Genomic DNA, 8,873 nt, shown 5'->3' on the forward strand with positions numbered 1-8,873 from the left:
TAGAAAGTCAACATGCAATGTTGATTTTATTTCTAAACTTACCACCTAAACCAGAACTCAACCATTTTAGCTAAATCCTTGTTTATCAACAAGTTTTTATCAACATCACCGCCGATGGATGTGCATTCTACAGGATTTCAGAGGGGTTGCAACACCTTTTTAAAAACTTCTGAAACGTGTGTTTATTTTATAATCCAAAAAATTTATAAATAATTGTTTTATTTATAAAAATTATTTTAAGAAAAATGTTCGTTATTATATTTAGAAATACCAATTTATATTAAGTTTTTGAAATAAATAAAATTTTAAAAATAAAAAGCAGGACTTTCGTCCTGCTTTTTATCTGCATTTCGAGCTAATTAGAATTTAAAGCTCATTCTCGCCCAATAGTTACGGCCACTGTTGTTGAACTGCTGGGTAATTGGCAGACCTGTACCGGCCGCCCCCATCTTATTTAAATGCTCGGTATAGGTCTTATCTAGAACGTTGTCGATTCCCACAGAAAGATCAACCCCATCGGAAAGATGGTATGTGCCGTTTAAGGACAAGGTGCCGAAACCTGCGCTTTCTTTCAAGTCATAGCCCACAATATTGCCCTGGTTCTGGCTAATCCGGTTTTGACCATCTACGATTCGCCAATAGGCACCCAAGGTATAACGATCCTGGATATAACGTAAGTTTACACGACCTTCAAGCGGTGCAATCTGTGGTAACGGCGTATTGTCAGTGGTGTTTTCACCCCAGGCATACATTGCGCTGACATCTGCTTGAATAGCATCAGTAAACTGATACCCTATCCCCACCTCAGCTCCAGCAATGGTGGCATCAACATTACGTGAGTCTGCTGCATTCTTCATCATTGGAACTTGTTCAGTTGGATCATAGGTCATCAGAATAAAATCATTAATCAAACCTGCATATGCTGATGCCCATGAACTAAAGGCACCATGCTCATGCTGATAGCCAATATCTAACTGTAACGTTTTTTCTGGCTCCAAATACTTAAATGTCGAACCTTCGACACCATTCAAATCAGTTCTAAATAATTCCCAGTAATCCGGCATACGTTCTACATAACCTAAACCAATATAGGTTTTAGCATCATGATGAGGATGCTGGTTTTCCAAACGGATAAAGGCACTTGGTAAGGTTTCCTGACGTTGCTGTGTGCTTTGTACCGCATCTACTTCAACCTGATCGACACGAACACCGCCCACCAAACGATTCTGCTCACTCAGCTGATAACCCAACTCACCAAAAGCGCCAACAGACTGAAACTTCATATCTTTGATACGTGGTAAGGCATGATAGGCAATATTATTTTCTGTATCGGTCTTACGGATTGTGTGCTCATTATTTTGAGTATCAATACCCGTAATAAAATCCAGCTGATCCCACTCATGTGTCACTGCCAGACGTGCGTTTAAGGTTTTACGCGCCACGTTGGTAGCCGTTTCTTTTGGCATCATCATGGTCGGCTTAAACTGACGCAAACTATAGTTATCCATCACATGATCATTAAAGTTATAGTTAATCTGCGCTTCAATTTTCTTGATCACATCAGTGATGTTCTGTTTTTCAATGCGTAAACCCAGACTTTCACGGGCAAATTTGGAACCATCCATCATCCGGCCAGCATACACCGCTTCACCATCGGCTTTCCCTCCGGTCAATTCAACCCAGGTGTCTGCATCCGGGGTCCAGCCCAGTGCTACATCAGCATTCCAACGTTCCCAGTCCGATGGCACGGTATTGCCCTCACCATCCTGATAGCTATTCGATACCGAACGGTTGCTATTTAGGCGAATATATTTCTGCTCGTCGCCTGCTGCAACCTCAATATTATGGTCCAGACGGCCAAATGAACCGGCCAGCACACTCAGTTGACCACGATAGTGCTGATCTTCATCAAACTGTTCCGGACGGCGCTCAAAAATCACGGTGGCAGCTGAACCGGTATTGGCATATTGCACGGTTTGTGGGCCTTTAATTACCGAAATCTGGTCATAACTTTCTGGTGAAATATAGGAGGTCGGTGAATCCATACGACTCGGACAGGCACCCAGGTTTTCTGTGCCATCGGTCAGAATTTTAATCCGCGAACCAAACATGCCACGGAAAGTCACATCGCCATTGGTACCAGCGCCACTGTTGACCGCGCTAAAACCGACAATACTTTGCAGATAATCTGCGCCATCGGTGGCTGGAATCGGTTGAATTGGCTGTTTCGGATCGGCACGGACAATCAGGCCGTTGGCATCATTGCCCTGATGCGCAGTCATCACAATAGGTGCCAGACTTTGGACGGGTGTTGGGGTTTCTGCAAACACAACTGGTGAATAACAAGCAACACAAATCGCAGCCGCAAGAGGCTGTAAAAAGAATTTTGGCTGAGCCATTTTTCATTTCTCACTGGAATACATATAAAACACGGCTTAAGTCATTCAAGACCCAAGCAAAACAAACGCGGTTTTATGCAAACAGTGGCGGTGCCCTACCCTGAGGAATAAGAAATAGTCGTTGCAGTGCAAACCAGACATGCTGGAAAGCTTTTTCAAAAGCGATAAAACGCACTTGAATACGATCAAGCACTTCTTTCACACTGAGTTCTGGCGGTAAAACGAGATTGCCGTACACGGTACAGTACTGGCATTGATGATTGGCATCATGATGATTATGCCCGTCATCTGAAATGACTGGTTGATGCTGACTGTACAGATGTTCGGAATGGGCATGTCCATGCGCTGAATGATCAACCGGCAATAAAAGCGCACGCGTAATGGTTTCACAGACCGGTGCCACCTGATAGGCTTTCGGCAGCAAAGGCTGTAAAAAAACAGCAATCTGTAAAAATACTGCCATCAGTGAGAGCAGTAAACCACTACGAATCAACAAACATATATTCCTGCTTTTGACTGGCCCAAGTATAACAAAGCCCAATCGAAATTGGGCTGTTTTGTCCTGATCTTTTGGTCGCAGGGCTGTTTAGCGTTTAACCGCCACTTTCTGACGCTGACGCACCACTTTTTCGACTTTTTCACGGGCACGCTGGCGCTTTAATGGCGACAGATAATCGACAAAAAGCTTACCATTTAAGTGATCCATTTCATGTTGGATACAGACAGCGAGAAGTCCGTCCGCTTCTAACTCAAATGCTTGACCTTCAAGGTTAATTGCCTCAATTTTTACACGTGACGGACGCTCAACTTTGTCGTATATTTGAGGCACTGACAAGCAGCCTTCTTCATAAGGCTGGGTTTCTTCAGTCAATGGGGTAATTTTGGGGTTAATGAATACCATCGGTTGGTCTTTGTTTTCAGACAGATCCATAACAATCAGCTGAATATGACGGTCAACCTGCGTTGCAGCCAGCCCGATGCCGGGCGCTTCATACATGGTTTCAAACATATCTGCGGCGAGCTGACGAATTTCATCAGTAACTTCTTCGACGGGTTGTGCAATGGTACGAAGACGGGGATCGGGGAAACTTAAAATAGGTAATAAGGCCATATTACGTCCTCAGCTTTGCCATTGGTCAAATAACCGAATGAAGGAATGCTTCATCGAAAAAATGTATGTAAGATCGTTATTATAACGCAACTACATACATAATTTTAGGAATTATGATAATGAAAAAGGTTTTGAAGGGCACATCTTCTTTTCGTGCCTTGGGGTTAAAACAGCAGGCGCTGGCACTTGCTGTCTGTTTCAGTTTTGGGGTGGGCGCAGTCAGTACTGTACAGGCCGCACCGGCACGCAATATCAACCCACCGACCTTACAGGCCAATGCACCAAATGTGTATGTGGTGAAAAAAGGCGATACGCTGTGGGATATTTCCAGGAAGTTTCTGCAAAACCCGCTGCGCTGGCGTGAAATCTGGGCCAGCAACAAGCACGTGAAAAATCCGCACTGGATTTTCCCGGGAGATCGCCTGCTGATGTGTACCTATGATGGCCGCCCGATCATTGGTAAAGATGAAGGTGATGGCTGTGAAGGTATTATCCGTCGTTATACGGGTAACACCACCAGCCTGCAGCCGCAAATCCGGGTCGAGTCACTCAACAATACCATTCCGGTGATTCCACTGGAGTACATCCAGCACTGGCTGGAACGCACCAGCATTATTGCCCCTGAATCTTTGCAACAGACGCCTTATATTTTAGGCACGGCGGATCAGCGTGTCCTGGCGGCCAAAGGCCAGAATGTCTATGCCCGCGGTCAGGGTCTGCAAGTTGGCCAGCGTTATGCTGTGTATCGTGAAGGCGAACCGTATATCTTCACCGATGCCAACGGTAAAAAATACAATGCCGGTCTGGAGCTGACTCAGGTTGCATCCGGTATTGCAGTACGCGGTGAAAATGATATTACCACCCTGGAACTGACCGATACCTACAATGCCGAAGTGCGTCGTGGCGATCGTGTGCTGCCAGAATATGACCCGATGTTACCAACCCTATTCTACCCGACCAATGCCGAACACATTGCAGCAGATGGCCAAGTGGTACGCGTGATGGGTTCAATTGGTACCGCAGCTAAACACAGTGTGGTCACCATTGACCGTGGTCAGGCGCACGGCGTGCAATCCGGTCATGTATTTGCTGTAACTCAAAAAGGCGAAGTGGTCACCGATCCGAAAACCCGTGAACGGGTGCAGCTGCCAGGCGAGCGTATTGGCTATGCCATGGTCTTTAAAACCTTTGACCAGCTCAGCTATGCCTATATTCTGGACAGCGAACTACCAATTAAAGTCGGGGCCGGTATTCAGCCACCGATTATGGAAGATTAAGACTGAGGGATGAGCCATGCTGAATACGATATCACCCGGTCATCTCGCAACGATTCGCCTGTGGTATCTGGTTCAGCATTCACTCCCCAGCTTTTATAAATTAATCCGGCACTTCGGTTCGGCCGCTGCGGCCACCGAAGCCGGCAACCTGCAGCGCTGGGCAGAACTGGGACTGCATCAGAACCATCTGCAACGCGCACGGGATTTTCATCAAGCACAGGCACAAGCCGACTTCCAGCACTTGCTGCAGCGCGTCCAGCAACATACCGATTTTATTCTTATTCCCGAAGATGTCGGTTACCCCACCCAACTGCTGCCCTATACCGACAAGCCACCAATTTTATTTGGCCAAGGACAGGCACAACCTTTACTTCAGCCGCAAGTGGCAATTGTCGGCAGTCGCAAAGCCAGTCCGCATGGCCGGCAGGTGGCTTATGACTTTGCCTATTATTTAAGTGAAAAAGGCTTTTTTATTAACAGTGGCCTGGCGCAAGGCATTGATGAAGCAGCCCATCAGGGTGGCTTGAAACATCAACGTACCATTGCCGTGATGGGTACTGGCCTCGACCTCACCTACCCAGCCACACATCAGGGCCTGCGTGACCAGATTCTGCAACAGCATGGCACTATTATCAGTGAGTTCCTGCCCCAGACTAAACCGCTACAGCAGCATTTTCCACGGCGCAACCGCATTGTCAGTGGACTTAGCCTGGGAGTAATTGTGGCCGAAGCCACGCTGGACAGTGGCTCGCTGATTACCGCCAAACTGGCAGCTGAACAGGGCAAAACCGTGTTTGCCATTCCCGGTCATATCTACAGTGAATTTCATCAGGGCTGCCATCAACTGATTCGGGAAGGCGCGATTCTGGTTGATCATCCGGAACAGGTCATTGAAGATCTGGCCTTGCCAACCCAATGGCTGAGCCAGCAGCAGGCGACCTTATCCGCTACAGCATCTGCAGCTGCCCACCCGACCTTACCCGAACATCTGTTGGCCCTATACAGCCAGCTGGACTGGGTCGGTAAAAACATGGACCAGCTGGCCAGCGAACTGCAACAGGAAACCGCCCATTTAACCGCTCAGTTAATGGAACTGGAGCTGCTCGGGATGGCAATGCAGCAATCGGGGCTATATCTGCGTTGTCGTCCATCGCAATAAGGTTCACAATAGTACACCCCGCATAACCTCGAAAGGTGTACCACATGATTACAACCTCTGTTGCCGAAGCAGCCACTTGTCTACAGCAAGGACAGGTGCTGGCCTATCCTACAGAGGCAGTTTGGGGTCTCGGCTGTGACCCGTATAACCAAGATGCTTTTATGCAGATTCTGCAACTGAAACAGCGTCCGATTGAAAAAGGCGTGATTTTATTGGCAGGTCATATTTCCCAGGTAGAACATTTGCTGCACAACCTGGCCGAACCACAGCGTCAACAGGTGATCGACTCCTGGCTCAATCCACCCGCAGAGCGTGCTACCACCTGGTTGTTGCCGGCAGGTGAGCATATTCCCAGCTGGATTAAAGGCCAGCATCCTAAAGTCGCGGTACGTGTAACCACGCATCCGCTCTGTGTCGCGCTATGTCATGCCTTTAGCGGCTTTATTGTATCGACCAGTGCCAATCCGGCCGGACAGGAACCGGCGCACTCCCTGCAAGAGGCCAGCCAGTATTTTGGCAATCAGCTGAATTATTTAAATGGCGATTTGGGACTCAGCCAGTTACCTAGCCGTATTCTGGATGCTGAAACCGGTGCCGTGATTCGTGACTGAAGATCGGGCCAGAAATGAAAGAAATTTCAGGCAAAAAAAAGCTCAACCATATAGGGATGGTTGAGCATAAAAAAGGATGTGTATCAATCACATCCAGAGGGTATCGAAATCTCTGGGCAAATCAGCAACAGTCGCTGATCTGCGATGGAGCGTATTATGGGTGAACAGTTTAAAAAAAACAAATATATTTTAGCTCTTAAAAAGCAGCTTAAACCTATGATTAATCAACCATTATTTGAAAAAGCTCAAATTATCTTGCTCTTTTTAAAGTGCTTTTTAAAGAAGCTAAAAGCTACTCTCCTCGACTAAAGTCTATTTGCCTTTATTTACGAGATCATTCAAGCAAAAAATTAAGTTTGTTTGTTCGTTTTTTAGGCAATTATTTAGCTTTCAGCAGCACTGGCGCCACAGTTTTTTTCTGGGCCAGCACAATTCCGAACAGAATAATCGCCCCACCAATACTGTGATAAATGGTCCAGGCCTCTTTTAACCAGACAAAGGCAATTAAAGCGGTAAACACCGGCATCAGGTTCATAAAGATACTGGTGCGGTTCGGTCCCAGACACTGAATCGCCATCATCCACACCAAAGGGGCAATTAATGAAGGAAAAATACTGGCGTAGATCACGCTGCCGGCATTGGCCATATTGATGGCATCAAGCCCCAACCAGGCCACAAACGGCAGGTGATACAGCAGTGCAAACAGAATCTGCACATACAAGCTCAGCATTAACGGAATCTGCAGCTGCCATTTTTTCAGAAAAACCCCGTAAAAGGCATAGAAAAACACGGCAATAATCATCAGCAGATCACCCCACTGACCACCGGCATGCAGCAAGCCCCAAGGATTGCCCTGCCCCATCACATAGATTAGCCCGGCAAAGGACAACAGGCTGCCAATAATGGCGTAGCGATTCGGAATATCGCGCAGAATCAGCATCGACACAAAAATGGTAAAAATCGGAATAAAGGCATTAATAATGCCCATATTGGTGGCGGTGGTGTAATGCGCAGCGGTATAGGCCAGTCCCTGATACAGCACCAGTCCAAAGGCACTCAGCACTGCCAGCTGTTTCAGATGCGGTACAATCAGGGCGCGTTCACGGATCACCCGCGGCAAAATAAACGGGGTCAGAATCAGAAAGGCAAAAAACCAGCGATAAAAACTGATGCTCACCGGCGAGATAAAGTCGGTCACATAGCGGGTCACGACAATATTCAGTGACCAGATCAGTACCGCGCTGACCGGTAAAAGAATGGCCCAAGACAGCATTTTTTCTTGCTGTGTCATATTCTGTTCCTTGTTGAGTCGATCGGCCTGAAGCAGACGCTGCTTCCTGCGCTGAATGAATGCCTTTTCACTTTATTTTTAAACTTTCCTTGTGCCCTCATTCTAGTCCAATTTAACAGCTTTGGGGCAGTTCGCGATGGTGAAATCTTGTGCTGCGTTCAAATTGCTCCATCACTCCACTTTGCTGGGATTCCGCACCTGCTTAAAATATGCCGCATTGACGCAGCGCTATACAAAAATCTGCCAAAAGCCGCAGCAATAGGTCTTGCGGGATTGGGCAAAGCCCGTTACAACAGAGAACGACAATAAATCACTTTAGGATAAACACATGGCATCTGTATATGACATTCCGGTCGTGACCATTCAGGGTGAAGAAACCACACTGAACCAGTATCAAGGCAAGGTGCTGCTGATTGTAAACGTGGCTTCTAAATGCGGTCTGACGCCGCAATATGAAGGTCTGCAAAAGCTTTATCAGCAGAAAAAAGAACAAGGTCTGGAAATTCTGGGCTTCCCGGCCAATGACTTTCTGGCGCAAGAACCCGGCAGCAATGAAGAAATCCAGCAGTTCTGTTCGCTGAATTATCAGGTAGATTTCCCGTTATTTGCCAAAATTTCGGTAGTGGGTGAAGATAAACATCCGCTATATGCCCGCCTGACTCAAGCCATTCCTGAGCGAATCGGTGAAGGCCCGTGGTGGAAAGATCTGGTGGATTATGGTCTGACCCCAAATGAACCACCTGAAGTGCTATGGAACTTCGAGAAATTCCTGATCAATAAAGAAGGCGAAGTGGTGGCACGTTTTGCCCCAGATATTCAGGCCGATGACCCACGTATTGTCGATGCGATTAATGCCGAACTGGCGCGTTAATTGTTTACAGTAACAAAGAGGGTCGCGGCCCACTGCTGTCCCATAGTTTGCTTTAAATAAAAAAACCTGAGTCCTAACAGTTAAAATATGAGTGTAAACAAACACTTTAACGACCAGGATTCAGGTTTTGTCACATCAGAATACCGTATTTCAT

At 46.9% G+C, this 8,873-nt stretch carries 10 protein-coding genes; 6 read left to right on the forward strand and 4 right to left on the reverse strand.

Going from position 1 to position 8,873, the window contains the following annotated elements; genetic code table 11:
• Positions 1 to 359: 359 nt before the first annotated feature.
• The 3 genes from FTU55_RS14285 to def form a co-directional block, all read right to left on the reverse strand.
• Complete coding sequence (locus FTU55_RS14285; RefSeq protein WP_180047412.1) at positions 360 to 2,399, reverse strand: TonB-dependent copper receptor; 2,040 nt, start codon at positions 2,397 to 2,399, stop codon at positions 360 to 362.
• A gap of 73 nt (positions 2,400 to 2,472) precedes the next feature.
• Positions 2,473 to 2,895, reverse strand: coding sequence for a DUF2946 family protein (locus FTU55_RS14290; protein WP_016658991.1), 423 nt, complete (start codon positions 2,893 to 2,895; stop codon positions 2,473 to 2,475).
• A 90-nt stretch (positions 2,896 to 2,985) separates the two neighbouring features.
• Entirely contained in the window at positions 2,986 to 3,510 is a 525-nt protein-coding gene (def, locus tag FTU55_RS14295) for a peptide deformylase (protein WP_005181462.1), read from the reverse strand.
• A 119-nt stretch (positions 3,511 to 3,629) separates the two neighbouring features.
• Between def and FTU55_RS14300 the strand changes: the two genes are divergently transcribed.
• The 4 genes from FTU55_RS14300 (at position 3,630) to FTU55_RS15220 (ending at position 6,866) form a co-directional block, all read left to right on the forward strand.
• Positions 3,630 to 4,787, forward strand: a complete 1,158-nt coding sequence (locus tag FTU55_RS14300) for a LysM peptidoglycan-binding domain-containing protein (RefSeq protein WP_180047414.1) — start codon at positions 3,630 to 3,632, stop codon at positions 4,785 to 4,787.
• A gap of 16 nt (positions 4,788 to 4,803) precedes the next feature.
• Positions 4,804 to 5,946 carry a DNA-processing protein DprA gene (gene dprA, locus FTU55_RS14305; RefSeq protein ID WP_075168149.1) on the forward strand — a complete coding sequence of 381 codons (1,143 nt, stop codon included), beginning with the start codon at positions 4,804 to 4,806 and terminating at the stop codon, positions 5,944 to 5,946.
• 44 nt (positions 5,947 to 5,990) lie between these two features.
• Positions 5,991 to 6,557: an L-threonylcarbamoyladenylate synthase gene (locus tag FTU55_RS14310; RefSeq protein ID WP_180047416.1), complete on the forward strand. Its 567-nt coding sequence runs from the start codon at positions 5,991 to 5,993 to the stop codon at positions 6,555 to 6,557.
• Between the two features lie 156 nt (positions 6,558 to 6,713).
• The gene (locus FTU55_RS15220) at positions 6,714 to 6,866 is read left to right on the forward strand and encodes a hypothetical protein (RefSeq protein WP_257223338.1); all 153 of its coding nucleotides are present in this window, start codon (positions 6,714 to 6,716) and stop codon (positions 6,864 to 6,866) included.
• A 70-nt stretch (positions 6,867 to 6,936) separates the two neighbouring features.
• Here FTU55_RS15220 and FTU55_RS14320 read toward each other — a convergent pair whose 3' ends face one another.
• Positions 6,937 to 7,848, reverse strand: coding sequence for a DMT family transporter (locus FTU55_RS14320; protein WP_180047418.1), 912 nt, complete (start codon positions 7,846 to 7,848; stop codon positions 6,937 to 6,939).
• On the opposite strand from FTU55_RS14320, the gene FTU55_RS14325 reads away from it, so the two are divergent.
• Both FTU55_RS14325 and FTU55_RS14330 read left to right on the forward strand, forming a co-directional pair.
• Positions 7,837 to 8,157: a hypothetical protein gene (locus tag FTU55_RS14325; RefSeq protein ID WP_180047420.1), complete on the forward strand. Its 321-nt coding sequence runs from the start codon at positions 7,837 to 7,839 to the stop codon at positions 8,155 to 8,157. The two genes, FTU55_RS14320 and FTU55_RS14325, sit on opposite strands and share 12 nt — an antisense overlap.
• Before the next feature lie 19 nt (positions 8,158 to 8,176).
• Positions 8,177 to 8,719, forward strand: a complete 543-nt coding sequence (locus tag FTU55_RS14330) for a glutathione peroxidase (RefSeq protein ID WP_005181445.1) — start codon at positions 8,177 to 8,179, stop codon at positions 8,717 to 8,719.
• Positions 8,720 to 8,873: the final 154 nt, after the last annotated feature.

The sequence above is a fragment of the Acinetobacter sp. YH12117 genome (assembly GCF_013418865.1).
Lineage (GTDB): Bacteria > Pseudomonadota > Gammaproteobacteria > Pseudomonadales > Moraxellaceae > Acinetobacter > Acinetobacter indicus.